27 protein-coding genes are annotated in these 24,108 nt (G+C 70.0%); 12 read left to right on the top strand and 15 right to left on the bottom strand.

The annotated features are described in order from the left end of the window. Window positions 1–12: 12 nt before the first annotated feature. The 5 genes from OO71_RS10760 to bla all read right to left on the bottom strand — a co-directional run bounded on the left by OO71_RS10760 (window position 13) and on the right by bla (window position 3,053). The gene (locus tag OO71_RS10760; protein WP_033289541.1) at window positions 13–744 is read right to left on the bottom strand and encodes an SDR family NAD(P)-dependent oxidoreductase; all 732 of its coding nucleotides are present in this window, start codon (window positions 742–744) and stop codon (window positions 13–15) included. After that, window positions 741–1,100, bottom strand: a complete 360-nt coding sequence (locus tag OO71_RS10755) for a hypothetical protein (protein WP_033289540.1) — start codon at window positions 1,098–1,100, stop codon at window positions 741–743. The genes OO71_RS10760 and OO71_RS10755 overlap by 4 nt, the downstream gene beginning before the upstream one ends. A gap of 42 nt (window positions 1,101–1,142) precedes the next feature. Next, window positions 1,143–1,562, bottom strand: a complete 420-nt coding sequence (locus OO71_RS10750) for a DUF6010 family protein (protein WP_033289539.1) — start codon at window positions 1,560–1,562, stop codon at window positions 1,143–1,145. A gap of 79 nt (window positions 1,563–1,641) precedes the next feature. Then, a complete protein-coding gene (locus OO71_RS10745) occupies window positions 1,642–2,163 on the bottom strand; it encodes a M15 family metallopeptidase (RefSeq protein ID WP_033289538.1) in 522 nt (173 codons plus the stop codon). Continuing rightward, window positions 2,160–3,053, bottom strand: a complete 894-nt coding sequence (gene bla / locus OO71_RS10740; protein WP_033289537.1) for a class A beta-lactamase — start codon at window positions 3,051–3,053, stop codon at window positions 2,160–2,162. The genes OO71_RS10745 and bla overlap by 4 nt, the downstream gene beginning before the upstream one ends. Before the next feature lie 78 nt (window positions 3,054–3,131). Here bla and OO71_RS10735 point away from each other — a divergent pair, with 78 nt between their 5' ends. The 3 genes from OO71_RS10735 to OO71_RS10725 are packed head-to-tail and all read left to right on the top strand — an operon-like array spanning window position 3,132 to window position 5,904. Beyond that, entirely contained in the window at window positions 3,132–4,022 is an 891-nt protein-coding gene (locus tag OO71_RS10735) for a LysR family transcriptional regulator (RefSeq protein WP_033289536.1), read from the top strand. Next, on the top strand, window positions 4,012–4,929 hold the full coding sequence (locus tag OO71_RS10730; protein WP_033289693.1) for a serine hydrolase: 918 nt from the start codon (window positions 4,012–4,014) through the stop codon (window positions 4,927–4,929). Before OO71_RS10735 ends, OO71_RS10730 begins: the two co-directional genes overlap by 11 nt. A 33-nt stretch (window positions 4,930–4,962) precedes the next feature. Further along, window positions 4,963–5,904: a trypsin-like serine peptidase gene (locus OO71_RS10725; RefSeq protein ID WP_162186058.1), complete on the top strand. Its 942-nt coding sequence runs from the start codon at window positions 4,963–4,965 to the stop codon at window positions 5,902–5,904. Between the two features lie 2 nt (window positions 5,905–5,906). On the opposite strand, the gene OO71_RS10720 is transcribed toward OO71_RS10725, so the two are convergent. Beyond that, complete coding sequence (locus OO71_RS10720) at window positions 5,907–6,272, bottom strand: putative quinol monooxygenase (protein ID WP_051791423.1); 366 nt, start codon at window positions 6,270–6,272, stop codon at window positions 5,907–5,909. 92 nt (window positions 6,273–6,364) lie between these two features. Between OO71_RS10720 and OO71_RS10715 the strand changes: the two genes are divergently transcribed. Next, complete coding sequence (locus OO71_RS10715; protein ID WP_245633628.1) at window positions 6,365–7,285, top strand: LysR family transcriptional regulator; 921 nt, start codon at window positions 6,365–6,367, stop codon at window positions 7,283–7,285. 32 nt (window positions 7,286–7,317) lie between these two features. Here the strand turns inward: OO71_RS10715 and OO71_RS10710 are convergent, their stop codons facing one another. Beyond that, window positions 7,318–8,046, bottom strand: coding sequence for a S1 family peptidase (locus tag OO71_RS10710; RefSeq protein WP_033289535.1), 729 nt, complete (start codon window positions 8,044–8,046; stop codon window positions 7,318–7,320). 259 nt (window positions 8,047–8,305) lie between these two features. Here OO71_RS10710 and OO71_RS10705 point away from each other — a divergent pair, with 259 nt between their 5' ends. Beyond that, window positions 8,306–8,722, top strand: coding sequence for an STAS domain-containing protein (locus OO71_RS10705; protein WP_033289534.1), 417 nt, complete (start codon window positions 8,306–8,308; stop codon window positions 8,720–8,722). Window positions 8,723–9,241: 519 nt separating this feature from the next. Here the strand turns inward: OO71_RS10705 and OO71_RS10700 are convergent. Both OO71_RS10700 and OO71_RS10695 read right to left on the bottom strand, forming a co-directional pair. Further along, window positions 9,242–9,883 (bottom strand): sigma-70 family RNA polymerase sigma factor, encoded by a 642-nt coding sequence (locus OO71_RS10700; protein ID WP_033289533.1) that lies wholly within the window; start codon window positions 9,881–9,883, stop codon window positions 9,242–9,244. 174 nt (window positions 9,884–10,057) lie between these two features. Beyond that, the gene (locus OO71_RS10695) at window positions 10,058–10,993 is read right to left on the bottom strand and encodes a hypothetical protein (protein ID WP_156096249.1); all 936 of its coding nucleotides are present in this window, start codon (window positions 10,991–10,993) and stop codon (window positions 10,058–10,060) included. A 449-nt stretch (window positions 10,994–11,442) separates the two neighbouring features. Here OO71_RS10695 and OO71_RS10690 point away from each other — a divergent pair, with 449 nt between their 5' ends. Continuing rightward, window positions 11,443–11,886, top strand: coding sequence for an Asp23/Gls24 family envelope stress response protein (locus tag OO71_RS10690; RefSeq protein ID WP_033289532.1), 444 nt, complete (start codon window positions 11,443–11,445; stop codon window positions 11,884–11,886). Between the two features lie 220 nt (window positions 11,887–12,106). On the opposite strand, the gene OO71_RS10685 is transcribed toward OO71_RS10690, so the two are convergent. Further along, entirely contained in the window at window positions 12,107–12,325 is a 219-nt protein-coding gene (locus OO71_RS10685; RefSeq protein ID WP_033289531.1) for a hypothetical protein, read from the bottom strand. A gap of 53 nt (window positions 12,326–12,378) precedes the next feature. Between OO71_RS10685 and OO71_RS10680 the strand changes: the two genes are divergently transcribed. Continuing rightward, complete coding sequence (locus tag OO71_RS10680; RefSeq protein WP_033289530.1) at window positions 12,379–13,974, top strand: FUSC family protein; 1,596 nt, start codon at window positions 12,379–12,381, stop codon at window positions 13,972–13,974. Window positions 13,975–14,638: 664 nt separating this feature from the next. Here OO71_RS10680 and OO71_RS10675 read toward each other — a convergent pair. From OO71_RS10675 to OO71_RS10665, 3 genes are all read right to left on the bottom strand, one after another. Continuing rightward, complete coding sequence (locus OO71_RS10675; protein ID WP_033289529.1) at window positions 14,639–15,037, bottom strand: hypothetical protein; 399 nt, start codon at window positions 15,035–15,037, stop codon at window positions 14,639–14,641. A gap of 5 nt (window positions 15,038–15,042) precedes the next feature. Next, entirely contained in the window at window positions 15,043–16,482 is a 1,440-nt protein-coding gene (locus OO71_RS10670; RefSeq protein WP_033289528.1) for an MDR family MFS transporter, read from the bottom strand. Window positions 16,483–17,189: 707 nt separating this feature from the next. Next, window positions 17,190–18,284: a calcium:cation antiporter gene (locus OO71_RS10665; protein ID WP_033289527.1), complete on the bottom strand. Its 1,095-nt coding sequence runs from the start codon at window positions 18,282–18,284 to the stop codon at window positions 17,190–17,192. A 171-nt stretch (window positions 18,285–18,455) separates the two neighbouring features. Here OO71_RS10665 and OO71_RS10660 point away from each other — a divergent pair, with 171 nt between their 5' ends. From OO71_RS10660 to ctaD, 4 genes are all read left to right on the top strand, one after another. Next, window positions 18,456–19,208, top strand: coding sequence for an acetate uptake transporter family protein (locus OO71_RS10660; protein WP_033289526.1), 753 nt, complete (start codon window positions 18,456–18,458; stop codon window positions 19,206–19,208). 22 nt (window positions 19,209–19,230) lie between these two features. After that, window positions 19,231–19,641 carry an SPW repeat domain-containing protein gene (locus tag OO71_RS10655; protein ID WP_245633627.1) on the top strand — a complete coding sequence of 137 codons (411 nt, stop codon included), beginning with the start codon at window positions 19,231–19,233 and terminating at the stop codon, window positions 19,639–19,641. 3 nt (window positions 19,642–19,644) lie between these two features. Next, window positions 19,645–19,887 (top strand): hypothetical protein, encoded by a 243-nt coding sequence (locus OO71_RS10650; RefSeq protein WP_033289524.1) that lies wholly within the window; start codon window positions 19,645–19,647, stop codon window positions 19,885–19,887. Window positions 19,888–19,988: 101 nt separating this feature from the next. Continuing rightward, window positions 19,989–21,689, top strand: a complete 1,701-nt coding sequence (ctaD, locus tag OO71_RS10645) for an aa3-type cytochrome oxidase subunit I (protein WP_033289523.1) — start codon at window positions 19,989–19,991, stop codon at window positions 21,687–21,689. A 1-nt stretch (window position 21,690) separates the two neighbouring features. Here the strand turns inward: ctaD and OO71_RS10640 are convergent, their stop codons facing one another. Both OO71_RS10640 and OO71_RS10635 read right to left on the bottom strand, forming a co-directional pair. Beyond that, complete coding sequence (locus tag OO71_RS10640) at window positions 21,691–22,056, bottom strand: RNA-binding S4 domain-containing protein (protein ID WP_033289688.1); 366 nt, start codon at window positions 22,054–22,056, stop codon at window positions 21,691–21,693. Between the two features lie 359 nt (window positions 22,057–22,415). Continuing rightward, on the bottom strand, window positions 22,416–22,832 hold the full coding sequence (locus OO71_RS10635; protein WP_033289522.1) for a hypothetical protein: 417 nt from the start codon (window positions 22,830–22,832) through the stop codon (window positions 22,416–22,418). Window positions 22,833–22,995: 163 nt separating this feature from the next. Between OO71_RS10635 and OO71_RS10630 the strand changes: the two genes are divergently transcribed. Then, window positions 22,996–23,985, top strand: coding sequence for a winged helix-turn-helix domain-containing protein (locus OO71_RS10630; protein ID WP_033289521.1), 990 nt, complete (start codon window positions 22,996–22,998; stop codon window positions 23,983–23,985). Window positions 23,986–24,108 lie beyond the last annotated feature (123 nt).

Genomic DNA, 24,108 nt, shown 5'->3' with positions numbered 1-24,108 from the left:
GTCACGCGCTCGTTACCGGAGGTACAGACCACCGTTGGCATCCCAGCAGGCTCCGGTCACCGAAGCCGCTTCGGGCGAGGCCAGCAGCGCCACCATGCGCGCGACGAACCCCGGGTCGCCGAGCCGTCCGACCGGGATCGCGGCGGCGAGTGCCTCGGTGTCGCCGACGATCTCGCGTACCGCCGGGCTGTCCTGCGGGCCAGGCGAAACCGCGTTCACCGTCACCCCTCGCGCGGCCAGTTCACGCGCGAAAACCTTGGTGACAGTGATGATTGCGCCTTTCGACGCGGCGTAGTGGCCGCCGGTGGTGGTACCGCCATTTTGCCCGGCGAGCGACGCCATGTTCACGATCCGCCCGTACCCGCGACCGGCCAGGTACTCGCCGAACACCTGGCACGCGGCAAAAGTTCCGCCCACGTTCACCGCGAGCACATCGTCCAGTTCTTCTGGCGTGATCTCGAAAAGCGGCTTCGCCTGCGTCCGTGCGGCGTTGTTGACCAGCACCTGCACGTCGCCGAATTCGGCTACCACGGCATCGCGAAGCCGTTCCAGCTCGGTCCTTTCCCGCACGTCGACGGCGAATTCCCGCACGGTGGCGCCGGTTCCGTCCAGTTCGGACACGAGGTCCGGCGCGGGATGGACGTCGGCGATCGCGATCCGGTATCCGTCGGCGTGCAGGCGGCGCACGATGGCTTCGCCGAGCCCGCGTGCGCCGCCGGTGACGACGGCGACCGGTGCGTTCATCGGACGTCGTCGCGGATTGTCAGCGGACGTCCGATACGCGCCTCGACCTTCGCGAACTTCCACAGCTTCGCGGTATCGCCGATCGGTGTCGTGCGGAAGAGGTTGCACGCGGCCTTCACGGTCTCCTGCGTGTCGACGTCGGCGAGGATGTAACAGGTCCACGGCCAGCCGTCGGACGGGCCGACCATGTGCGAGTCGTCGTCGATGTCGGCGAGGTACGTGACGCCCGGGAGGGCTTTGAGCTGCTCGATCATCGACAGGAACGCCTGCCAGACGTCGGCGGTCGCGATGCCGTCGCGCGGAAGGTCGAAGAAATTCTGGTTGACGCCGATGCAGAACAGCACTCGGAGCGGCATGCGAGGTCCCCTTGTCGTGGCGGAAAGTCGTGCCACGCCACCTTAGGCGGGCTTGCGCGCGGGACGCAGCCGGGCCAGTACGGTGCTTACCGCTGCGCGCACCGACGGTCCGCCGCCGAGGCACCACACCGCGATCACCGGGTCGCAGATCGCGCAGCCGAGCGAGGAAGTGTGCGCGAACGGGATGATCGGTGCGCCCCGCAGGTGGTGCACGATGTCCCACGCGGTGTGCAGCAGCCACGCAATCCCGATCCAGGTATAGGAATCGAGCCCGCGGTACGCGCAATATGTGACGGCTGCGGTGAAAACGAACTCCCAGCCGCCGAGTGCGCCGCCGCTGAGGTAGGCGGCGCCGGCTCCGGCGACCATGACAGCGTTGAACTTCCGGCGCGCCGGTTCCTTCAGCAATGATTGGAGCGCGCAGTAGGCCAGTCCGATGAGGATGGCGGAAATGACGATCATGGCGCTGAACGTAATCCCGTGCGAATCGGGGTGACAGCGGCTGTCCGGCCAGGTACCACCGGGTTTTCGCCAGCGGCGTTCAGCTGGCGGCGCGAGTTGCGGTGAACCCGGGATGCGGCAGCCGTTGCGGCGGACCGCCGGGGTGGTACTCGAAGTGCCACCATTCGTTGTCGTACACGCGATACAGGCCGAACCGTCCACCGTGGACTTCCAGCCACTGCGCGCCTTCGAGCGGACGCACATCCATCGCGATGCCTTGGACGTGCTGGGATTCCGCCGGTGGCAACGTGCGCTGCAATGCGGCCTCGATCGAGCCGGTCCGGCGGACCTCGTCGTCGAACAGCTCCGCCTGCCGCGCGGCATCGCGGTGCCCCGACGTCAGCCCGAGGAGAATTCCGTGCTGCCACAAGGCTTCGGTGCGGGCTGCGGTGAACGCGGCGTACGTGCCGGGGGTGAGGCCGGCGAGTTTTTCGGCCGGGTAGCGGGCGCCCAGCGCCCACTGGCACGCGACGTGCCGGGCCCGGCCCCGCGCGACCACCCACGCGACGGGCACGAGAAGTACCGCGAGCACGTGGGTGACCACCCGGTAGATTCCGATCACGGCAACACTTTCACGACCGCGGCGGTAGCCTGCGCGATCAGTTTGTCGTCGGCCTTCGCGTCTTTCTGCGGGCGATCCGACAGGACCGCGAGCACGATCGGTGCCCGGTTCGGCGGCCAGACCACGGCAATGTCGTTGCGCGTGGCGTAATCGGCGGTACCGGTCTTGTCGGCGACCTGCCAGCCGTCCGGAACCCCGGCGCGGATCAGGTTCCCGCCGGTCGTGCTGGCTCGCATCATGCCGGTGAGCACGGCTTGCCGGTCCGGGCCGAGCGCGGACCCGAGCACCGCGGCACGCAGGTCGGCCGCCCAGGCACGAGGCGTTGTCGTGTCCCGGATATCGCCGGGGGCGGTGTCGTTGAGTGCGGGCTCGATGCGGTCCACGTGAGTGACCGTATCGCCCGATCGGTGGAGGTCGGCTGTCAGCCCTTCGGGGCCGCCGATCTCGCGAAACATGAGGTTACCTGCAGTGTTGTCGCTGTAGCGCAACGCAGCATCGAGCACGCTCTGTAACGACATCCCCGTATCGAGATGCTTTTCCGTGATCGGCGAGTAGGGCACGAGATCGCTTGACCGAACCGTGATCATCCGGTGCAAATCGTCCCCGCGGTGCAGGATGGCTGCCGCGGTGAACACCTTGTGGGTGGAGGCGTAGGCAAAACGGTCATCTGCGTGGTAAGCGATTTCGCGGCCAGTGCCGGTGTCGATGGCGTAAACGCCGAGCCGGGCGCCGAAAGTCTTTTCCAGGGCGGCGAAATCCGGCTGTGTGACAGTAGCAGCCGGGGCTGGTGTTGTCGGTGTTGCTGGTGTTGCACACGAGGTGAGTGCAGCCAGGGTGAGCAAGGCCAGTGACAGCCTGCGGAACACGGGATCTCCCTCCGGGTCGATCATCTCCGGAAAGCGTGCCGATCAGCCGCTCATGCTGTCCAAGACACTTCTGTGCGATCCGATGCGATTCCGGCATAAACTGTGGTCGTGGACTTGATCGGCAGCTGCCGGGCGTTCGTGAGCGTGAGCGAGGCGGGAAGCTTCACCGCCGGTGCGGCGCTCGCGCGGATCCCGCAACCGGTGGCGAGCCGCCGCATTGCCGCGCTGGAACGGCATCTGGGCGAGCGGCTGTTCGACCGCTCCACGCGCCGGGCGCAGCTCACGCCGTTCGGCCGCGATCTGCTGCCGTCCGCGCAACGCCTGGTCCGCCTTGCCGAAGCAATGGAGTACGACGCGCAGCGGGCGCGGCGACGTCCGCTGCGGCTGGCGGTTCCGGACACCTGCACCACCCGCGACCTCGCAGAGCTCGAGGCGGAGGCGCGGCGGCTGGAGGTGTTCCTCGAGTTCCGCGTCGCCGGGCCGGCCGAGCGGGCGGAACTGGTGCGCACGCAGGAAGTCCGGGCGGCGCTCGTCGCGGTACCGCCCGAGGACGGGGGATGGGCCGTGCCGCTCGGGCTGGCGGGCGAGGCCGAGCCCGACGAGGACGTGCGGTACCTGGAAACGTTGCGGGCAGGCCGGTCGGGTGGGCCGAGGCGCCGGGTGTGGGTGCAGCCGGAGGACGACGTACCCCACGTGCGGGACCGCGTATTCCGTGCGCGAGATGCGGCGGGGCTGTTGCCTGCGCAGGTCGAGCTGGCCGCCACACTCACCACGGCCGCGGCGAGTGTGTTCGGGTCGGCGGACCTGCTGCTGTGCTCCGCGGATCAGGCGCGGGAGCTCGGCCTGTCCTGGCGGCCGGTCGGCGGGGTGCGGCTGGCTCGCGGGTACGACGTGGCGGCCGGTTTCGGCGACGACGTTCCCCGTCTGCGCACGCGGTTGCAGGCCGGGATCGCGCGTTGTCTCGGTGCGGCAGACTGGCCCGGTGAACACTGAAGCGTTGCTCGCGCGGCTTCGCGACGAACTCGACGAAGGCGGGCTGCGCGGGTCGTTCCTCGTCCGAGACCTCGGTACCGGGCGGGAAATCGGGATCGAGCCGGACCTGGAGTTCCCGGCGGCGTCGCTGGTCAAGGTCCCGCTCGTGGCGGTCACGCAGGACCGGATCCGGCGCGGCGAGCTGGACGGCGCGCAGCAGGTGGAGATCGAGCCCGGCCGCACGGTGACGTCGGGGCCGACCGGGCTGGCGCGCTTCCGGCATCCGGCGCGGGTGGCCGTCGACGACCTGATGTACCTGGCAGTGGCGATCAGCGACGGCACGGCAGCCGACGCGCTTTTCGCGCTCACACCGCCCGCCGAGGTCACGCGGACGGTGCGGGACTGGGGGATCACCGGCATTGCGGTACGGCATCCGGTGGGCGAGTTGAGCGACACGCCAGCGGAGCGGTTCTCCGCGGGCGAGGTGCATCTCGCGCATTCGCTCGCGATCGGCGCGGTTACCGAAGGGCAGGGACATCCGGTGCCGCAGCTGGATGTTTCGCGGGCGAGCGCTGGGTCGGCCCGGGCGTTCACCGATCTGCTCACCGCGTTGTGGACGCCGTCGAAGGTCGATCCGGACGTGGCCGCGCGCGTCCGGACGTTGATGGGGGAGAACCTGTTACGGCAGCGGCTGGCTCCGGATTTCGCCTCGGATGCCGCGAGATGGTCGTCGAAAACGGGGACATTGCTCATTTTACGGCATGAAATCGGAGTGGTGGACCACGTCGGCGGACCATCGTTCGCGGTTGCCGCGCTCACCGAATCCCGGGTACCGGCGGCGGTTCAGCCGGAGGCGGAAATCCTGATGGCCCGCGTGGCGCGGGCGCTGCGGGACCATCTCCGCGCGCAAGATCACCCGAGGAGGTGAACACGTCGGGCCGGTGCCGGACGTCTTCACGGTATGGACTTCGACACGATCAAAGTGCGCCGCTTCGGCGCGGTGCTGGTGGCGGTTGTGCTGGCAGTTTTGTTCGCGGTTGTGCTCGCGATGGCGGGAGTGGTCTCTCCGGCGGCTGCGGCGGGCGCGGACCCGGTGGTGACCCGGGTCAGCGCGGCGGATCGGGCGGCGGCGCTCGCGCACTGGACGCCGGAGCGGATGCGGCAATGGGTGGGGGAGCCCGAACTGCCTCCGGCCGAGAAAATCGGGAAACCGTGGGAAGGACGGGTTCCGGCGGGCGTCGGGCGGCTGTTCTTCACGTCCGTGCCGGGTGCCGACCAATCCTGCACGGCCACGGTGGTTCCCAGCTCCAGCAAGGACGTCGCGTTCACCGCCGGGCACTGTGTCGACGGTGGCCTGGACCGGTACGACCAGCCGATCAAGATCGTCAACGTCGTGTTCGTGCCCGGCTACGACCGGGGGAAGGCGCCGTACGGGGTGTTCCCGGTGCGGGCTTTTGCCTGGCCCGGCACGTATCGGGGGCCGTCGAGCTCGGAGGACGACGACGCGGTGCTCGCCCTCGACCCGGTCGGCGGGCGGCACGTCGCGGACGTGGCGGGTACCCAGGAGATTTCCTTCGGCAAGATCCCGTCGCCGGTGAACACCACGATGTTCGGCTATCCGGTGTCGAAGCTGGCCGGTGGCGAGGCGCTCGTTTCGTGTGCCCGGCCCGCCACGCTGGTCGCCGACTCGGTCCGGTCGTCGTGGAAGACGGACTGCGACCTGGCCGGTGGATCGAGCGGCGGCCCGTGGATGACGGGGTTCGACCCGGCGACCGGCAAAGGCACCATCTTCAGCGTCACCAGCAAGGGAACGATGAACGAGGACCTGGTCACGCTGGACATGTGGAGCGCCGCGTTCACCGATCCGGTGCGGAAGATGTACGAGCAAGCCGGGAAGCTCTGAGGTCAGGGTTCGAGGATCGGGGAAAGGAGGAGAACCTTGCGGGGCTGGGCGTAGGCGTCCTCGCTGATCCGGAGGTAGGTCTGGAAGTACGGCTGCTGGAGCACGAAGTCGCGGTATTCGACCAGATCGTGCCAGCCTTCGGAGAGCACGTAGACGCCGCGGGCGGATCGGCCGGCGTGGAGGTACCGGCAGCACTGTTCGGCTCGGGCGAGCGGCAGCACCTCGCGTAGCGCGGCGACGAAGGCTTCTTCGTGGCTGGGCTTGATGGTCAGCGTCACGTTCATGAACAGCGGCACGCCGGGCCGCGTGATCGTCCACAGGTCGGACTCACGCTCGGCGGCGGCGGTCACGCCGTCGTTTTCGTTCATGCCCGGACTCTGCTGACATTGTGCGCGGATGTCCAACGCCGATGGCGTATAAGTCCATGCCGGGCGGGCATGAACCGTGGCAGGATGGCCCGGTGCAGCCCGCGATCGAGCTCCGGCATCTGCGGTACTTCACGGCGGTGGTGGAGGAGCGCACCTTCACCGCGGCGGCCGAACGGCTGCGGATGACCCAGCCCGCGCTGTCGCGGGCGATCCGGGCGCTGGAGAAGGAGTTCGGTTCCGCCCTGCTGCGCCGCGGCCGGGCCGGGGTCGAGCTCACCGTCGCGGGCGAGGTGCTGTTCCGGGAAGCCAAAAGTCTCGACGAGAGCGTCACGGCGGCATTCACGCGAGCCCGGCGCGCCGCCGAATCCGGGCGGCAGCTACGGGTCAGCGCGCGCGGTTGTGACGTCGCCACGCTGATGCAGCTCGTGGCGGGCTACCGGGAGTGCGGTGTCGCGCCGATGGTGGCCGACCGGTCGGTGCAGCTGACCGAGGTCCGCCAGGGCGCGGTCGACGTCACGCTGGTACGCGCGCCGTTCGACCGGCGTGGCCTGGACAGCGAGCACCTGCGCACCGACCGGCGCGTACTGCTGGTCCCGCGCACGCACCGGCTGGCCCGATGCACGACGGTCGATCGACGCGAGCTGGACGTCGAAGCGTTCCCGGTGTGGAGCAACGCCTCGAACGCGGAACTGTCGTGGTGGGCCGGCGCCGAGAGCGGCGACCGAACGTGGCGCCGTGGCCCGGTAGTCCACGACTCGGCGCAGTTCCTGGCCGCAGTGCGCTTGGGACAGGCAGTCGCCCTCCTCCCGGAAACAATGCTGGGAGAGGCGTCCCTGTCGGGAATCGCGGTGGTGGAGGTCAGCGGCGTAAGCGGAAGTGAACTCCACCTGGCGTGGGCGAAAGACGCGACGTCCCCGGATTTGGCCGCTTTCGTAAGACACGCAACGAATCCGGCTCATCGTGCCGCGCTTACCTCGCCGATGGTCCGTGAAGGGAACCATCAGGCCAGCTGATTCCCTCATGGTTCCCTTCACGGACCGCTTGCTCACACGCCGGCGACCGAGCGGATCCAGTCGCGGTACTGGGTGACGTTGATGTAGGCGGTGTAGGACTGCCGGTCGCTGGTGGACGCGACGCCGACCTGTTTTCCGTTGGCGTACATGGGTCCGCCGGAGTCGCCGCCCGCGGTGATGCCGTCGATCCGGGTGGCACACACCGAGACGCCCGCTGCGCCGTCCGGGCAGTCGGTGGAGGCGACCTGCACGTTCGCGACCTTCAGCACCTGCGACTGGCAGTTGATCTCGGGCTGGTCGGTGCACGTCGCGCCCCAGCCGTAGACCTGCGCCTGATCGCCGACGTTGACGTCGCCGGTCGTGCCAAGCGGCGCGTACTCGGTCTGTACCTGCTGGTCGATCTGCACCAGCGCGATGTCGGCGTCGGGGGCCTCGTGCACGGACGTGGCGCGGACTTCGGTGCCACGAGTCTGGTCGAGGTCGCCGACGTGGAAGGTGATCTGCTGACCGTTCGCGCCCTGGGTGCAGTGGCGGGCGGTGAGGATCCAGCCGGGCGCGATGATGGTTGCCGAGCAGAGTTCCTGGCCTCCGGCGAACATCCGGGCGGCAGCGTGCAGGGAGTCGGCGGTGCTGCCGTCGATGATGGCAGGCTGTGCGGGTGGCGCGGCAGCATCCGGTGCCGCGGCCGCCGCGGGAACTGCAGCGGCGACGGCCGCAAAAGCCAGGCCGGACAGGAAGATGGCGGTACGTGCGATGCGCACGGGAATCAACTCCGGTGGGGAAGGGGGATGGTCAAGGACTCACCCACCGTCGTGAATGTCGGTAAATGACGGAACCCGCCGAAGGTCGTGCGGTCCGGAGTTCCCGACTTTCGTCGTGGGGCACGCGGAGCACGTCACGCGCGTGGGCGACCCGGATGCGGAGTGTGAGCGCGGTCACCGTGCCCCGGGGGCCAGAATGGTGTCGGGTGGACGTGCGGGCCTCAGAAGGGCCCGCCTGGACAGGGAGTGCAGCACGCGGATGGAAGCCGGCTCACGGGGATCGTCGCGGCTGAAGTCGTCGTACCGCTACGACGACCTCGACGTGCTCACACTGCTGCTGTCGGGAGAACTCGACGCGGGTACCGCGCTGGTGGTGGTCCGCGCAGTGACGTTCGCGCTCGCCAAACGCCCGATGGCGCTGGTCCTGGACCTGACGGACCTGACCCTCCTCACCGACGCGGGCGTCCACGTCCTGCGCGCCGCACAAGACCGCGCCGCCGCGGAAGGCGTGGTGCTGCGCTTGCTGGCGCACCCGTCCGGCGCCGCAGGCCGCCGCCTGAGCGAGACGGGAATGACGGGGGTGTTCGACATCTACCCGGACCGCACAGCCGTCCGCGTGGAAACCGACCGAATCGCATTCCTACGCCGAATGCGCCGACGCCTGGACGCAGGCTGACTCCCGGGCAGTGTGCCCGGGATCGCCGAGCTCGCCGGGATTGCGGCGGTTTGGGGTGTTTGCCGGATTGGGCCGGGTTGAGCCGGGTTGTGCTTCGACACCGCTGACACGAGCGGGTTCCGCGGCGGCGCTGCTGAGGTGATCTGCCTTCGCTCCGCGCCACTGACGTGACGTGGGATCGCTGCGGCACTGACTGTGTGATGCGCGCACCTCCGCGATCGGCCGATGGGGCCCGAGCGTCCCGGCGAGCGGCCGACGTCGTCCGGCGCCGCCATGAACCGCCGCTCCATCAAGCCCTGCCGAGAGCCGTCGAGTCTCGTCGAGCCTCGTCGAGCCGTGCCCCGCCAAGACCTGTCGAGCCGTGCCCCGCCAAGCCTCGTCGAGCCTCGCCGAGCCGAGCCCCGCCGAGCCCCGCCCAAGACCTGTTGAGCCCCCGCCGAGCCCCGCTGTGTCCCGCAAAGATGGCCCGACCGGGTGAACTTTCCCGCCCCGCCCGGTCCCAGCAAGACCACCCCCGGATCACCCGCGCCAGGCTTCCGCCACCCCCTTCTCCGTGATCTCCTCCCGGAGTTTCGCCAGTGCGCGGAATTGCGTCACCCGTACGTTGCCCGGCGTGATGCCCAGTGCTTTCGCCGTCTCGGCCGATGTCAGGCCTACCACGACCCGCAGCGTCAGGACTTCCTGGTGCAGTCTCGGCATTCCGGCCATCAGGCGGCCGAGGCGGGCGCCCAGGTCGGCGGTCAGGGTGCGGGATTCCGGGTCGTCGCCGGGGGTTTCGCGGAATTCCGGCAGGTCCGGGACTGGGCGGGAGCGGTCGCGCGCCACGGCGCGGAAGGCGTCCGCCACCTTGTTCGCCGCGATTGCCCTGACCAGGTGCAGGAACGAGCCGCCGCGGTCCTCGTAACCTGCCACTGCTTGCAGGACCGCGATGCACACCTCTTGCGCGACGTCGTCCGCCGACAGGTACGACAGGTCCCGTCCGCCGATGCGGGCCCGGCAGTAGCGGGCGATCACCGGCTTCAGCAGCGCCAGCAGTTCCGGTACCGCGCCCGGTACGCCGTCGTGGGCGGCGCGGACCACGTCCTCCAGCCGGTCGAGCGTCCCGGACGGGCGCGGCAGCGCGGAGAGCGGGACGTATCCGTCGACGGGCTCGGTGGTCATCAGGGGTCGTTCCTTCCGGTACGGGCGGCAGCCGTGGTCCTTGCCCGCTCGATCCGGACATCGGTGACCCGCGCGGAGATGTTGCGCGCCGGCGAGGGTTGTCCAGCTTCTGTCCGTTGCGTACCAACGGGTTTCGCACCGACTTGGCCAGTTCTTGGACAGGCCGCGGGCGAATCAGCGGGCCGGGCTCCAGCGGACGCCGTAGGCGAACCCGGGGGCGAGGTGCTCGAACTGCAGGTGCACCTCGCCCGAGCCGTCCGGGGTGACGGCCGCGCCGGGCACTGCCGGGTTGTGGGCGTCGTCCTGGAAAACCCGGTCCAGCCGCACGATTTCCGACGGCGGCGCGGGCGGGAAGCGCACGTGCAGGTCGAAGCGGTCGACCGGATGCCGGGGTACGCAGACGTAGTGCGGATGCCGGAGAGCGGCGCGGAACCGCAGCGCGAGGTCGTGCTTGCGGCCGCGCGGCAGGGGTGCGGGCAGCTGCAGTGCGAGACCGATCCGGTCGTTCGACTCCCGCTCGCGGCGGACCAGGGTGCCACCGTGGAAGACGTCGACGTCGAGGTCGTGCGGTGGGGAGGCGGGAGCGGCGAACGCGAGGTCGAGCTCGGCGATCTCGTCGGCGTCCGCGACGATCCGGCGGAACTCGAACGCCTCCGGCCGCGCCTGGTCGAGTGCCAGCGTGACGTGCAGGATCTCGGTGTGCCAGCTGCCGTCCGACACCGGCGCGGTCGTTTCGCCCGGACGGGCCAGCGCCAGCTGCGCGACGTGCTCGATGGCGTCGTCGATCCGCCGGCGGATCGTGCGGTCGTCGCGGTCGAGCTCGCGGGCGGCCCAGTGCACCCGGTCCTGGTAGAACGGCTTGCGCGCCGGTTCGTGCAGGGCGAATGCGGCGAGCACGGCGATCCGCAGGTCGTCGGGGAGCGCTTCGGCGAGCGGCCGCAGTACGTGCGCGAGGCGTTCGCGGATCTGGACCGTTTCCGCGGTATCGGGAATCCCGCACACTGCGCGCAGTACCGGGCCCACCCGATTCGCGAGCGGAGTGGTGAATACGCCGCGCCCCTTCCGGAGGACTTTCAATTCCGCGACCAGCTCCGCCGAGCTCGGTTCCACCCGTTCCTCCCTCGGTTTTCCCCTGCCGGATCACTGTTCCCCAGTGAGAGCACCATGTCCAGTGCGGCCGGGCCCGGGACCCGTACTGTGACCGGAACGGTTTCCCTTTCCCTTCTCCGGGGGAAACGGGAAACTCCTTCCCCGTTTCCGGGGCTTGCCGCATTCCGGGGACGGGCGGCCGGAAATCGCGCAGTGATGGCGACGGAATGGCGGTGCGGCGTTCGTTTTCCGCGGCCGGGCGGGGTACCCGGCCACGGTCCGGACCGATCTGGCTGCTCCGAATTCCGCACTTACCACCTTGCGTGAAGCCGAATTCGGTACTCACCGGCGCCGGACACCGCGGCAGCGGAAACCGCACGCACGATCCGGCGAGATCTGGCTCACCCGTGCGGTCCCCGCGGAGCCGGTGTCCTCCTGGCGAACCTGTTCATCCGACGAGGGAGTGACCCATGGCCGACTCGACCGCCACCAAGACCGCCGAACTGCAGAAGAGCCGTCTCGCCACCGACCAGGGCATGACCACGATCGCCGACGTCGTGGTGCAGAAGATCGCCGGGCTCGCCACGCGTGAGGTGCCCGGCGTGCATGCACTGGGCGGCGGTGCGGCACGGGCGTTTTCGGCGATCCGCGAACGCATCCCGGGTGCGACGGCGTCGGCCGGGCAGGGCGTTTCGGTGGAGGTGGGGGAGAAGCAAGCGGCGGTGGACCTGCAGGTCGTCGTGGAGTACGGCGCGGCGATCGCGGACGTCGCCCGTTCCATCCGCCGTGGCGTGATCGGCGGCGTCGAGCACATGACCGGCCTGGAGGTGGTGGAGGTCAACATCGCGGTGTCCGACCTGCATTTGCCCGAGGACGGCGACGAACGTCCCGCCGAATCCGGCCGGGTCGAGTGAGGTCCACGGCGACCGGAAATCCCGGCCGGTGCACGATCTGGGCCGTCCGGTGCGTGTTTCGGACGATGGAACCCCGGCGGCTGACTCTGGGCTCTTGCGCCGTTGCCGGGTCTGGCAGCGGTTTCCGCAGGATCGGCTTTTACCTGGTGTTCCGCGCCTGGGAGGAATTCGTTGTCGAGGGCACTTAGCGGCCCAGTCGTGCGGCCTTCTCGGTTGCCGATCAGATTTTCCGGTTTCGATGCGTGGATTCCGCTGAGCCGGTATCCGCTGCCGAAACGCCGCGGTCGGGTCGGGGGTCGTTCTCCGGCGGAGGCTCGTCCGGGGTGTCGCCGCCGAGGGCGCTTGCTTCGCGTTCGAGGCGGGCGGCTTCCTTGGCCTCCGACACGTCGTGCCGGACCTGCTCCAGTTGCTCCTCGAGCCGTCGCTCGTCGCTGGTCATGGTGATCGGCTACCCGCTCGGCGCGGGGGCAAACTCGTGCTGGAATAGCCACCATGCACGCTTCGCCGGAGCCACCTGAGCAGTTGCCGCGCGTCGCCCGGTTCCGGACGTTGCTGTTCGCGCTGCCACCCGTCGGGAGGCGATGGCCGGCCGGGGTGCGGGCCGGGCTTGCGGTGGCGATTCCGGGGATCGCGCTGGTGCTGGCGGGCGCGCCGGGTGCGGCGTTGTTCGTCACGCTCGGGACGTTCGCCGTGTTGTTCGGCGAGGGGCGGCCCTACCGCGTCCGCGCCGGGGTCGTGGCGACGGCGGGGGCCGGGTTGCTGCTGGCTGCCGCGGTGGGCGCGGGGGTGGGGATGGCGGTCCCGCCGGGGCTGGTTTCCGTGCTGGTGGTGTCGGTTGTCGCGGTGCTGGCGACGTACGTCGTCGACGCTCTGCGCCTCGGGCCGCCGGGGCCGCTGTTCTTCGCGCTGGCCTGCGCGGGGGCGCAGGCCGCGGTGGAGGCGGGGGCGCGGCCGCTGGCCGTGCTGGGCTGCGCCGCGGCGGGAGTGGCGTCGTCGGTAGTGGTGTCGATGGCCGGGGTACTGGCCGATCGGAGCAAACCGGAACGGATGGCCGTCGAACGGGCGGTCCGCGCGATCGATGCGTTCGTCGCGGCGGACCACCCGACGGCCGAGACTCGTCATGCCGCAGGCGCGGCCCTCTCCGCGGCGTGGACCGCCCTGCACGAAGCGGGACATCCCCGGCGGGGTACGGAACCCGGCTTGGTCGCGACGTTGGTTGCGGCACACCGGCGGTTCACCGACGCGTCACCGGACGACTCTTTCGAATTGCCGCCGGGCAAGCTGCCACTGCCGCGTCCGGGGATCGGATACCGGTTGCGCCGCGCGGTTTCGTTGCGCTCGCATGCCGCGGTGACGGCGTTGCGGGCCGGGGCAGGTTGCGTGGTCGCGGGCGAGCTGGCGGTGCTCGCCGGCATCGGACGCCCGCATTGGGCGGTGCTGAGTGCGCTGGTCGTGCTGCAGCAGGGGGTGGACCGCCGGCGGGCGAATGTGCGTGCGCTGCACCGGTTTGCGGGAACCGTGGCCGGGCTGGTGCTGTTCGGGCTGGTGATGATGCTGTCGCCGTCGGGGGTGGTGTTGATCTTGATTCTGGCGGTGCTGCAGTTCTGCGTGGAGCTGGTGGTGCCGCGGAACTACGCCGTGGCGACGGTGGCGATCACACCGTTGGCGCTGCTGGCAGCGGGCGTCGCGAGCCTGCCCGGCCCGGTGTGGCCCGCGGTTGCGGACCGCTTCGCCCAGACGGCGATCGGGGTGGCGGTAGCGGTGCTGGCACAGTACGCGGTGGCGCCACGAGCGCACCGGAAAACGTTGGACTGGACGGGTTTCCGCGTCCGGTCCGCTGCCCGCGCCGTGCTGGCCGGTGCGCCGGTCCCCAGGTTGGCCACCCGCCGGGACCTCCAGTTCGAACTGGAAGGCGCCACCCTGGCAGGCGTGGATTCGGTCCACAACGAACCGGCGTGGGCCGCCGCCCGCTGGCCCGCTCAGGCGGCGCTGATTCATCAGGGCTACGACTTGCTGCAGGCTTGCTGGACCGCTCCGGACGGGGCTCTGCGTGGGGTGGAGAGGTGGGAGCGCAGGTTCGCCGGGTGAGGGTTCGACCGCTCTGTCCGCTCTGCCCGCTCTGTCTGCCGGGCGGGGTGTGCGGCGAATCTCGGCTGGGTGGCTTCGAAGGGGGGCGGACTCGATGCTGGCCGGGTTGGCGCGCCTTGGCACGGGAGGGTTGTGGCGGTAGGGGCGGGCGTGGCGGTGAACGAGGGCGTCGGGTCGCGAGGCGGGTGGTGTGGGTGGGCGGCTGCCTGGGGTCGATGTGGTGCGGGTGGTGAGTGTGCGTGGCGGCTTGGGGTCGATGTGGTGTGGGTGGTGTGGGTGTGCCGCGGGCTTGGGTCGATGTGGTGCGGGTGGTGAGCGTGCGTGGCGGCTTGGGGTCGATGTGGTGATGTGTGCCGGGGTGGTGGGTCGGCATGGTGAGGCCGGCGTGGGGGAGCCCGCGTGGTGTGGAGGTGGGCTGGGCGGCGGGGTCGACATGGCGGTGATGTGGGCTCGGGCGGCAGGGCTGGCGGGTTGGCGTAGTGGTGTGCGCCCAGGCGGTGGCTGGCCACGTGACGCCACGGCCGTGAGGCGAACCATCGCCGCGCGAGGGCGGACCGTTGCTGCACCGGGGCGGACCGTTGTCGCCCAGGGCGGACTGGCGGTGCCGCGCCCGGGCGGATCGGCGCCGCGCCAGGGTGGGCTGACGGCGCTGTGTGGGTGCCGGTCAGTGTGGGCGCAGGGTTGACTCCACCTCGTCGGCGCTGGCTGCGTCGGAGGTGATCGTCAAGGGGCCGGTGGGCAGGCCGGGGTGGAGCACGGTCCAGTGGAGGGTCGGCAGGGAGTCCTTCGTGAGGTCGTGTGCGGAGGTGACCGTGATGCCCGGCGTGGGGCCGCACGTGGTGAGGTTCGCGGCCGGGCCTCGGCCGTCCGTCTGGCAGAACGCGGCGCTGCCGTCTGCGGACAGGGCCAGCAGCGCGGCCGCGCCGTCGGCGGTGGTGGCCGGCAGGACGTGGTCGTAGCGGGCCAGCCGGCGCACTACCAGGCGGTGCACGCGGCGGCCGCGGATGCTGGTCATGTCCGCGGTGTAGGTGCGGGCGACGGCGTCGAGCCGGTCTGGGTCCATGGGCGTCAGGCTGCCTCCGCCGGTTGTTCCGGGCGTGCCGACCGGACGAACCACGCTCCGGCGAGTCCGACCAGGCCGATGCAGCCCGCGACGACGAATGCCAGGTGCAGGCCGTCCGCGTCGGGGCTCACTGCGGCGCCGACGGCGGTGCCGAGCGTTGCGACGCTGATGAACACTGCCGTGCCCAGGGCGCCCGCGACCTGTTGGAGCGTGGACAGGATCGCGCTGCCGTGCGAGTACAGGTGGTCGGGCAGTACTGCGAGCGACTCCGTCATCAGCGGCGTCATCATCAGGCCCAGACCGGCCATCAGCACGATGTGGATGCCGATCACCGCGATCAGCGGTGAATCCGGGCCGAGCGTGGTGAAGAGCCACAGCGACAACGTCATCGCGGCCGCTCCCGGCAGTACCAGCGGACGGGCGCCGACGCGGTCGAACAGGGCACCCACCGGACGGCCGAGCAGGCCGAGCACCAGCCCGCCGGGCAGCACCGCGAGGCCGCTGACGAACGTGGACTTGTGCAGCACCGTCTGCAGGTACAGCGGTAGCAGGATGGCGCCCGCGCCGATCAGGCACATGAACAGCACCGTGCTGAGCCCCAGCGCGACCACGAACGGGCGGTGGGTGAACGGCCGCAGGTCCAGCAGCGCCCGGTCGCGCCGCTGCAGGCGGAGCTGCCGCCAGCCGAACACGACCAGCGAGACCAGCCCGGCGACAATCGGCAGCCACGCCGGCAGCAGTGCCGTTTCGGGAGGCTCGCCGATCGACGACAGCCCGTACAGGACGCCGCCGAAACCGATGGCGGACAGGATGACGGAGGGGACGTCGAGGGGTACCGCGCGGGTTTCGCTCTCGATCCGCAGCTGCAGCATCCCGGTGATCAGCGCGGCCACCGACAACGGCAGCACGATGAGGAACATCCATCGCCAGCCGAGCGACGAAAGCACAGCACCGCCGATGGTGGGCCCGATGGCCGGCGCGACCGCGATGACGATGCTGATCGTGCCCATGGTCGCGCCGCGGCGTTGCGGTGGCACGAGGCGCATGACGGTGGTCATCAGCAGCGGGATCATCACCGCGGTGCCGATTGCCTGCACGACTCGTCCGGCCATCAGCAGGGTGAATCCGGGTGCGATGCCGCACAGGAGGGTGCCGATGCTGAACGCGGTGAGCGAGACGAGGAATACCTGTCGCGGGGTGAATCGCTCGAGCAGGAATCCGGTGGTGGGGATGACCACGGCCATGGTGAGCAGGAATCCGCTGGTGAGCCATTGGATCGTGGTGGTGGGCACGGAGAGGTCGACGGTGAGGTCGCGCAGCGCGATGCTGAGGATGGTCTCGTTGAGGATCATCACGAACGCCGACAGCACGAGCACCGTGATGATCAGCCCGGGTTTCGCACCGGACCGCTCGGGTGCGGCCGGGGTGGGGGACGCGACGCTCATGCCGGCACCCCAAGGGAAATGGCGCGGCGCACGGACCGGGACCCCGCGGCGGAGACGGCTGGGGTGCTCGCGGTGACCTGACGGACGGGCGCCGTCGCGACTGCACCGGCGACCGGGCGGGCGATGCGAACCGGACCGCGATCATGGCCTGGTGTGGTCTCGGACACAGGGCGGCAAATATGGCGCGTGCGGACGGGACCGCGGGCGGGCAACGGCTGGGCCGTACCTGCGCCGCCGCGGCAGGACGAAGGTGAACCCGCTGGTGGGAGCGGGGTTGGGGGCTGTTGGATCTTCACTTGGCCAGGATACGGATCAACACCGACAAAAACGGCGTCCTTTTCGCGCGGGGAGTGGTCCCGGGTGTGGTGCGGGGTGTCCGGGTGCCGGTCGGAGGGTGAGGGGTGCGGCACGGATGTCCGGGTGCCGGTCGGTGGGTGAGGGGTGTGGCGCGGGGTATCCGGGTGCTGGTCGGAGAGTGAAGGGTGGGGCACGGGATGTCCAGGGTGCCGGTCGGACGGCGAGGGGTGCGGAACGGATGTCCCGGGTGCCGGTCGGAGGGCGAGGGGAGAGAGGCGCTGAGTCGGAAGTGTGGTGCGCGTTCGCAAGAAGTTGCGGTGCCACAGAGGCTCGCAGCCGGGCGTGAGTCCTGGACGGGATCCCCGGGCCACGCCGCGCCACCGGACAACCCCGGCAAACCCCATCACGGGTCAAGGATTCATCGCCAGCACCAGGAATCCCGCCAGTAACACCAGATGTACGCCGCCCTGGAGGCGGGTTGCCCGGCCTGGGACGACGGTCAGCACGCTGACCACCACGGTCAGCGCGAGAAGGACGATGTGGGTCGGGCCGAGGCCCAGCAGCAGGGGCCCCGGTAGCCACACCGTCGCGAGCGCGATCACCGGGATCGTGAGGCCGATGCTCGCGATTGCCGAGCCGTACGCGAGATTGAGGCTGATCTGCATCCGGTCGCGGCGGGCGGCGCGGACGGCCGCCAGCGTTTCCGGCAGCAGGATCAGCAGTGCGATCACCACGCCGACGAACGACTGCGGCAGACCGGCCGCCCGGACTCCGGCTTCGATGGCCGGCGACTCGACCTTCGCCAGCCCCACCACGGCGATCAGGGCGACCAGCAGCAGGCCCACACTGATCAGCGTCGCTTGGCGGCTCGGGGGTTCCGCGTGGTCCTCTTCGCGGGTTTCGCCGTCGGCGTCGACCGGGAGGAAGAAGTCGCGGTGGCGGACGGTCTGGGTCATCACGAACGTCGCGTACAGGATCAGTGACGCGCCGGCCGCGAAAGCCAGCTGTGGCGCGGAAAACGCCGGGCCCGGGCGGCTGGCGGTGAACGTCGGCAGGACGAGGCTCAGCGTCGCGAGCGTGCACACCGTGGCCAGCGCCGCGCCGCTTCCTTCCGGATGGAACCGCGTTTCCCCATAACGGCGGGCGCCCACGAGCAGCGACAGGCCCACGATGCCGTTCGTGGTGATCATCACAGCGGCGAACACGGTGTCGCGGGCCAGGGTGTCGGCCTGGTCACCGCCGGACGCCATCATCGTGACGATCAGCGCGACCTCGATGACCGTCACCGCCACCGCGAGCACGAGTGACCCGAACGGTTCCCCGACCCGGTGTGCGACCACCTCGGCGTGGTGCACCGCGGCGAGCACCGTCCCGGCCAAGGCCAGCGCCACCACGACGACCGGCACCGGACCCAGGCTGCGGCCCCAGGTGAGCGCGAGCAGCACCAGCGCGACCAGCGGCAGCAAAGTGGTCCAGGACAGCAGGTGGGTGCGGACGCTCGCCATGGCCCAACCCTCGCATAGCGGCCCCGGCAGCGCCCCTCGCGGGCGAGCGCGCCGTCCGAAATGGACACTCCGGCCGAAAATCACCCGTTCGGCCTAGTCGATCCGTGGTTCCGCAGGTCGGCGGCGGGGTACGCGCGGCGGATGGGGCGGTCGGCAGGAGAGGAGCCGGAAATGACACGCGAGATGCCGATGGCCGACAGCCGCACCATGGGCGGCGACGGCGCGGAGTACGCGTTCTGGCGCGAGCACACGCACATCAACCTGAGCCCGGTCGCCGCACCGTCGATCCTGGGGCTGGCCGGGTTCGCGGTGGCGATGTTCATGGTGGCGGCCAACCTGGCTGGCTGGTTCGGCGACACGGCCACAACCCCGTTGCTGCTGGCCCCGTTCGCGTTCTGGTTCGGGGGCGTCGCGCAGTTCCTCGCCGGGATGTGGTCCTACCGGGCGCGGGACGCGCTGGCCACGGTCGTGCACGGGACGTGGGGTGCGTTCTGGCTCGGCTACGGGGTCTACCAGCTGTTCGTCGGCCTCGGCGGACTGCCGTCGACCTCGGCGAGCCCGGTCGCGGCGGCCGCGGTCGGCTTCTGGTTCATCGGGCTGGCCGCGATCACCTGGACCGGCGCGCTGGCCGCGATGGCGGAGAACCTCGCCTTCACCGCGGTGCTCGTGGCGCTGGCCGCCGGGTCGACGCTGCAGGCGATCGGCCTGATCGCGGACGTCGGCGTGATCCGCACGATTGCCGCGTACTTCCTGCTCGCGTCTGCGGTACTGGCCTGGTACGCGTGCAGCGCGATGGTGCTCGAGGCGGCGCACCACCGCGTGATCCTCCCGATGGGCGCACGCGCTCCGCGCGCCACGGTCGCGCCGCTGCACCAGGCGATCCAGTTCGACCACGGCGAGCCGGGAATCAAGGTCGGCCAGTAGCGGAAAGGGGCAGCCGATGAAAATGAGCACCGCACTCATGCCGAGGGACCGGAAGCTGCGGGAGAGCAGGTTGCCGCTGGCCGCGGAATTCCTCGCCGGGGTCTGGCTCGTGATCGCGGCCTTCGCGTACAGCTACACGTTCACGCTGTCCGCGGCTGCCGGGTTCTGGAACAGCCTGGTGTGCGGGATCGTCGTGGCGGCCGTCGCGCTGACCCGGTTCGCCCTGCCGGATGCGGCGCGCTGGCTCGGCCTGGTCAACGTGGTGATCGGGTTCTGGCTGATCAGCGCGCCGTTCGCGTTCGGCTACCCGGTGGACGGCCATCGCGACGTACTCCGCACCAGCGCGCTGGTCGTGGGCGTGCTGCTGGCCATCTTCGCGGTCATCTCGATGACCGTGGCGTTCCGCCGGCGCAGCGGCGACTTCCGGGAATAGCTCGTGTACTGGCCGGTGCTGGCGGTTCTCGCGATCGGCGTGCTCGCCTTGGGCGGTGCGGGACTTCGCGCGCGCAAGGCGGCCTCGCCGGTCCGCAAGGAGACCCTCGCCTGCGCCTGGCTGGTCGCGGCATCGGGAGTGGTGTGGTGGGCGTCGTCGCCCGCGGCCGGGGCGGTGTTCCTGGTGATCGGGGCCGCGGTCGTGTTCGGTGCGGCACTCGCGGGCGGTCGATTGCCGTCGCGATGAACCGCGGTGTTTGACGGCGGCCGCGGCCGGTTATCCGCCGACGCGTGGGGCCGGGCATCCCACCGGGTGCCCGGCAACTTCCGGGTGCGCGGGAGGTCGACATGACGCAGCTGAAGCCCCGGCCGGCGGTGGCCGTCGCGCCCCGGCGCCCCGGGCGGAAGGGTGCGCTTCTGCTGAGCCTGCTGCGCACCACCGACCACAAGCAGATCGGCCTGCTCTACCTCGGCACGTCGTTCGCGTTCTTCCTCGCCGGTGGCGCGATGGCCCTGCTGATGCGGGGTGAGCTGGGCTTTCCGGGGCTGCAGTTCCTGTCTCAGGAGCAGTACAACCAGCTGTTCACCATGCACGGCACGATCATGCTGCTGCTCTACGCGACGCCGAACGTGTTCGGGTTCGCGAACTTCGTGCTGCCGCTGCAGATCGGCTCGCCGGACGTGGCGTTCCCGCGGCTCAACGCGTTCTCCTACTGGCTGTACCTCTTCGGCGGGCTGATCGTGCTGAGCGCGTTCCTCACACCCGCCGGGGCCCCGGACTTCGGCTGGACCGCGTACACCCCTTTGTCGGGCGCCGTGCATTCGCCCGGCATCGGCGGGGATTTGTGGATCATGGGGCTCATCGTGTCCGGGCTGGGCACGATTCTCGGTGCGGTCAACATGACCACGACGATTCTCTGCCTGCGTGCTCCGGGGATGACGATGTTCCGGATGTCGCTCTTCACCTGGAACATTCTCTTCACCGGTATTCTCGTGCTGCTCGCTTTCCCGATTCTCACCGCGGCATTGTTCGCGCTGGAGGCCGATCGGCGGCTCGGTGCGCACGTCTTCGATCCGGCCAACGGCGGCGCGATCCTGTGGCAGCATCTGTTCTGGTTCTTCGGGCATCCCGAGGTGTACATCGTCGCGTTGCCGTATTTCGGGATCGTCACCGAAATCGTGCCGGTATTCAGCCGTAAACCGCTTTACGGTTACCGGCTGATGGTGTTCGCGACGGTCGGCATCACCGCATTGTCGGCGACCGTCTGGGCGCACCACATGTTCGCGACCGGCGCGGTGCTGCTGCCGTTCTTCTCGATCATGACGTTCCTCATCGCCGTGCCCACCGGGATCAAGTTCTTCAACTGGATCGGCACGATGTGGAAGGGGACGCTGTCGTTCGAATCGCCGATGCTGTGGTCCGTCGGGTTCATGGTCACGTTCCTGCTCGGCGGGCTGACCGGCGTGATCCTGGCCGCACCCGCACTGGACTTCCACATCACCGACACGTATTTCGTGGTCGCGCACTTCCACTACGTCCTCTTCGGCACGATCGTGTTCGCCACGTTCGCCGGGATCTACTTCTGGTTCCCGAAGATGACCGGCCGGATGATGGACGAACCGCTCGCGAAATGGCATTTCTGGACCACGTTCATCGGTTTCCACACGACGTTCCTGGTGCAGCACTGGCTCGGCGCCGAAGGGATGCCGCGCCGGTACGCGGACTACCTGTCCAGCGACGGGTTCACCGCGCTCAACATCGTTTCCACGATCGGCGCTTTCATTCTCGGGGCTTCGGTGCTGCCGTTCATCTGGAATGTGGTGCGGAGCTACCGGTACGGCGAAAAGGTCGAAGTGGACGACCCGTGGGGGTACGGCAATTCCCTGGAATGGGCCACCTCGAGCCCGCCGCCACGGCACAACTTCACCGAACTGCCGCGGATCCGGTCCGAACGTCCGGCATTCGAGCTGCATTACCCGGAGGCGGTGCAGCGAATGCGCGACGAGCAGCACATCCATTCCCGGCGGCGTTCCCGGGTCGAGGCGTGATTCAGCCGCTCTGACGGCGGAAATCGTCGAGGACGCGGCGCTCCCGTTTAGTCGGACGCCCTGCCCCGCGTTCGCGGCGGGCCACCGGGATCGACGCTTCCGGCGGTGGGGCCGGGGTGCGGTCGATGAGGCAGGTGGCCGCGACCGCCGCGCCGACCCGCTTCTGGATCACCTGCACCACCTCGACCACCCGGGTCGTCGTCCCGATCCGGGCGCGGACCTGGTCACCGGCGACCACGGACGTCGCCGGTTTCGCCGGCCGGTCGTTCACGCGCACGTGCCCGCCGCGGCAGGCGGCGGCCGCGTCGGCGCGGGTCTTGGCCAGCCGGACTGCCCAGAGCCAGCGGTCGATCCGGGTCGATTCCATGCCCTCCATCATGGCCCGTCCCGCCGCCCGCGGTCGGAACCGGGCGGGAAATGCAGGTCGGGAGCGGGCCGGCCCCCTGCGCCGACCCGCTCCCGATGGCCCCTCGTCCCCCGACGAACGAGGGGATCCGCGCCGGTCCGTCACCCTCGGGACACGGACCGGCGCCGTTCGCGGCTCCCGCGAACGGAACGCTGCTGGTCCGCTCGTGTGATGCCGGTTGCCCGGAAAGTCACCCGATCGGGTGAGTATCTGCTGGTCGGTGGGCCGGGCGGGTGAATTTCCCCGGCGAACGGACGGCGGAAGCGGTCCGTCGGTGACGAAGCGGCGCGGGCCACTGTGGACCGCGCCGCCGGGGCCCGCTAGCGGATGGCCCACTTCCGGGTACCGGAGCAGTTGTCCGGCCACCACTGGATGTCGCGGCACACGCGGAAGTACAGCGTCTGGAACGAGCCGTCGCCGTTGACCCGCGCGTCGGACACCTTCTTCGTGCTGCCGGATCCGTTGTGGTTGTACAGGTTCACGCTGCCGTACCCGTCCTGCCACCATTCGACGTAGACCGAGTGGCTGTCCCCCTTGGTGTCGGACAGCTTGCAGGTGATCTGCGCATGGTCGTCGTGGATCAGCTTTCCCCAGGTGGTGAAGGAACAACTCGCCTTCGCGCCGGTGGTGCTCTTGGTATAGGTCGGCGAACTCGCCGCGGACGCGCTGGTGGCGGTGAGCACCGCCGCGACGCCCAACGTGGTCACGCCGACCCCGAAACGCAGCAGATTCCTCATGATTCCCCCTCGGATCGATCTGCCGGACACCGGCGACGCTGACAGGGAAACGGAACCTGGTCCAGAAGCTTTCCCCACACCGAAAGGGCCAATCGCCTGGTCTCGGCCGGGCGGGTGTGGGATGGTGGCCGCGGTGGCAACGTCGGCTCTGGGGAGGGCGTCGATGGTACTGCGGATGGTGTTCGGCCCGCGCGACCTCGAACGGACACGGTTCGCGGCGGGCGCGGATCCGTTGTGGGAGCTGGTTCTTGCCGGGCATCAGCTGGGCTCGCGGCAGCCCGCGGCGCGGTACCGGTCGTGGCGGGCGAAGGCGATCCGGCGGATTGCCGACGCGGATGAACAGGCCGCGGTCGATCGGCTCACCACGATTGCGCCGCCGCGGGGCGATTTCCCGGACTTTCTCACCCCGGCGCCCGCTACGACCGACTTCGACGCCGGATGTGCGGCGCTCGCCTGCACTCCGGGTACGCGATTGCGCGCGGATCTCGAGCGGGCCTTTCCCGGCGGCCGGGTTCCGACGTGGTTGCGGTCGCTCGGGGACGGGGAGGCGGACCAGGTCCGCCGGTTGGTGGGATCGTTGCGGACGGCGTACCGGCTGCTGGTCGCGCCGGTGCGGCAGCGGGTCGACGAGGTGGTGTCCGGCGATCGTGCGGCGCGGTTGCAGACGGTGTCGCGGCAGGGGATCGGGCGGGTGCTCAGCACGCTGCCCGGGGTCTGCGGCTGGGACGGGACCACGTTGGCGCTGCAGTATCCGCATCGGCGCACGGTGGACCTCGGCGGGAGGGGGCTGGTGCTGGTGCCGTCGGCGTTCTGCACGGGGGCGCCGGTGAGCCTGATCGACCCCGAGCTGCCGCCGGTGCTGGTTTATCCGGCTTCGTTGCCGCCGGTTCGTTCAGCGCGGGGGTTGGCGCCGTTGGTGGCGCTGGTGGGGCGGACGCGAGCGGAGTGTTTGGTGGCGTTGCGGGATTCCCGGACTACTACTGGGCTGGCGCGGGATCTGGGGGTTTCGGTGGGGACGGCCAGTAAGCATGCGGCGGTTTTGCGGGGGAGTGGGTTGGTGTCCACTACGCGTAGCGGGGCTACTGCTTGGCATGGGCTGACGGAGTTGGGGAGGTCGGTGCTTGCGGGGGTGGGCGGGCACCCCGAAGCTTGATGGTGACGACGTGCGGTGCGGGCTTGTCGAGGCGGGAAAGATGCCTTGACAAGCCCGCACCGCACGTGTTGGGGCTTCGGATCGGGGTGCAGGGCGGGGGCTGGCTGCCCGGCCTGAGTTGGG

Source organism: Amycolatopsis jejuensis (assembly GCF_000717335.1).
Classification (GTDB): domain Bacteria; phylum Actinomycetota; class Actinomycetes; order Mycobacteriales; family Pseudonocardiaceae; genus Amycolatopsis; species Amycolatopsis jejuensis.
Note: the sequence above shows the minus strand (reverse complement) of the source record. Positions and strands in the feature narration are given on the sequence as shown.

Excerpts from the sequence above, each read along its gene's own strand:
- OO71_RS10760 (WP_033289541.1), bottom strand. The coding sequence starts at position 744 with ATGAACGCACCGGTCGCCGTCGTCACCGGCGGCGCACGCGGGCTCGGC.
- OO71_RS10755 (WP_033289540.1), bottom strand. The coding sequence starts at position 1,100 with ATGCCGCTCCGAGTGCTGTTCTGCATCGGCGTCAACCAGAATTTCTTC.
- OO71_RS10750 (WP_033289539.1), bottom strand. The coding sequence starts at position 1,562 with ATGATCGTCATTTCCGCCATCCTCATCGGACTGGCCTACTGCGCGCTC.
- bla (WP_033289537.1), bottom strand. The coding sequence starts at position 3,053 with ATGATCGACCCGGAGGGAGATCCCGTGTTCCGCAGGCTGTCACTGGCC.
- OO71_RS10725 (WP_162186058.1), top strand. The coding sequence starts at position 4,963 with ATGGACTTCGACACGATCAAAGTGCGCCGCTTCGGCGCGGTGCTGGTG.
- OO71_RS10720 (WP_051791423.1), bottom strand. The coding sequence starts at position 6,272 with ATGAACGAAAACGACGGCGTGACCGCCGCCGCCGAGCGTGAGTCCGAC.
- OO71_RS10705 (WP_033289534.1), top strand. The coding sequence starts at position 8,306 with ATGGAAGCCGGCTCACGGGGATCGTCGCGGCTGAAGTCGTCGTACCGC.
- OO71_RS10700 (WP_033289533.1), bottom strand. The coding sequence starts at position 9,883 with ATGACCACCGAGCCCGTCGACGGATACGTCCCGCTCTCCGCGCTGCCG.
- OO71_RS10690 (WP_033289532.1), top strand. The coding sequence starts at position 11,443 with ATGGCCGACTCGACCGCCACCAAGACCGCCGAACTGCAGAAGAGCCGT.
- OO71_RS10685 (WP_033289531.1), bottom strand. The coding sequence starts at position 12,325 with ATGACCAGCGACGAGCGACGGCTCGAGGAGCAACTGGAGCAGGTCCGG.
- OO71_RS10680 (WP_033289530.1), top strand. The coding sequence starts at position 12,379 with ATGCACGCTTCGCCGGAGCCACCTGAGCAGTTGCCGCGCGTCGCCCGG.
- OO71_RS10675 (WP_033289529.1), bottom strand. The coding sequence starts at position 15,037 with ATGGACCCAGACCGGCTCGACGCCGTCGCCCGCACCTACACCGCGGAC.
- OO71_RS10670 (WP_033289528.1), bottom strand. The coding sequence starts at position 16,482 with ATGAGCGTCGCGTCCCCCACCCCGGCCGCACCCGAGCGGTCCGGTGCG.
- OO71_RS10665 (WP_033289527.1), bottom strand. The coding sequence starts at position 18,284 with ATGGCGAGCGTCCGCACCCACCTGCTGTCCTGGACCACTTTGCTGCCG.
- OO71_RS10660 (WP_033289526.1), top strand. The coding sequence starts at position 18,456 with ATGACACGCGAGATGCCGATGGCCGACAGCCGCACCATGGGCGGCGAC.
- OO71_RS10655 (WP_245633627.1), top strand. The coding sequence starts at position 19,231 with ATGAGCACCGCACTCATGCCGAGGGACCGGAAGCTGCGGGAGAGCAGG.
- ctaD (WP_033289523.1), top strand. The coding sequence starts at position 19,989 with ATGACGCAGCTGAAGCCCCGGCCGGCGGTGGCCGTCGCGCCCCGGCGC.
- OO71_RS10640 (WP_033289688.1), bottom strand. The coding sequence starts at position 22,056 with ATGGAATCGACCCGGATCGACCGCTGGCTCTGGGCAGTCCGGCTGGCC.
- OO71_RS10635 (WP_033289522.1), bottom strand. The coding sequence starts at position 22,832 with ATGAGGAATCTGCTGCGTTTCGGGGTCGGCGTGACCACGTTGGGCGTC.
- OO71_RS10630 (WP_033289521.1), top strand. The coding sequence starts at position 22,996 with ATGGTACTGCGGATGGTGTTCGGCCCGCGCGACCTCGAACGGACACGG.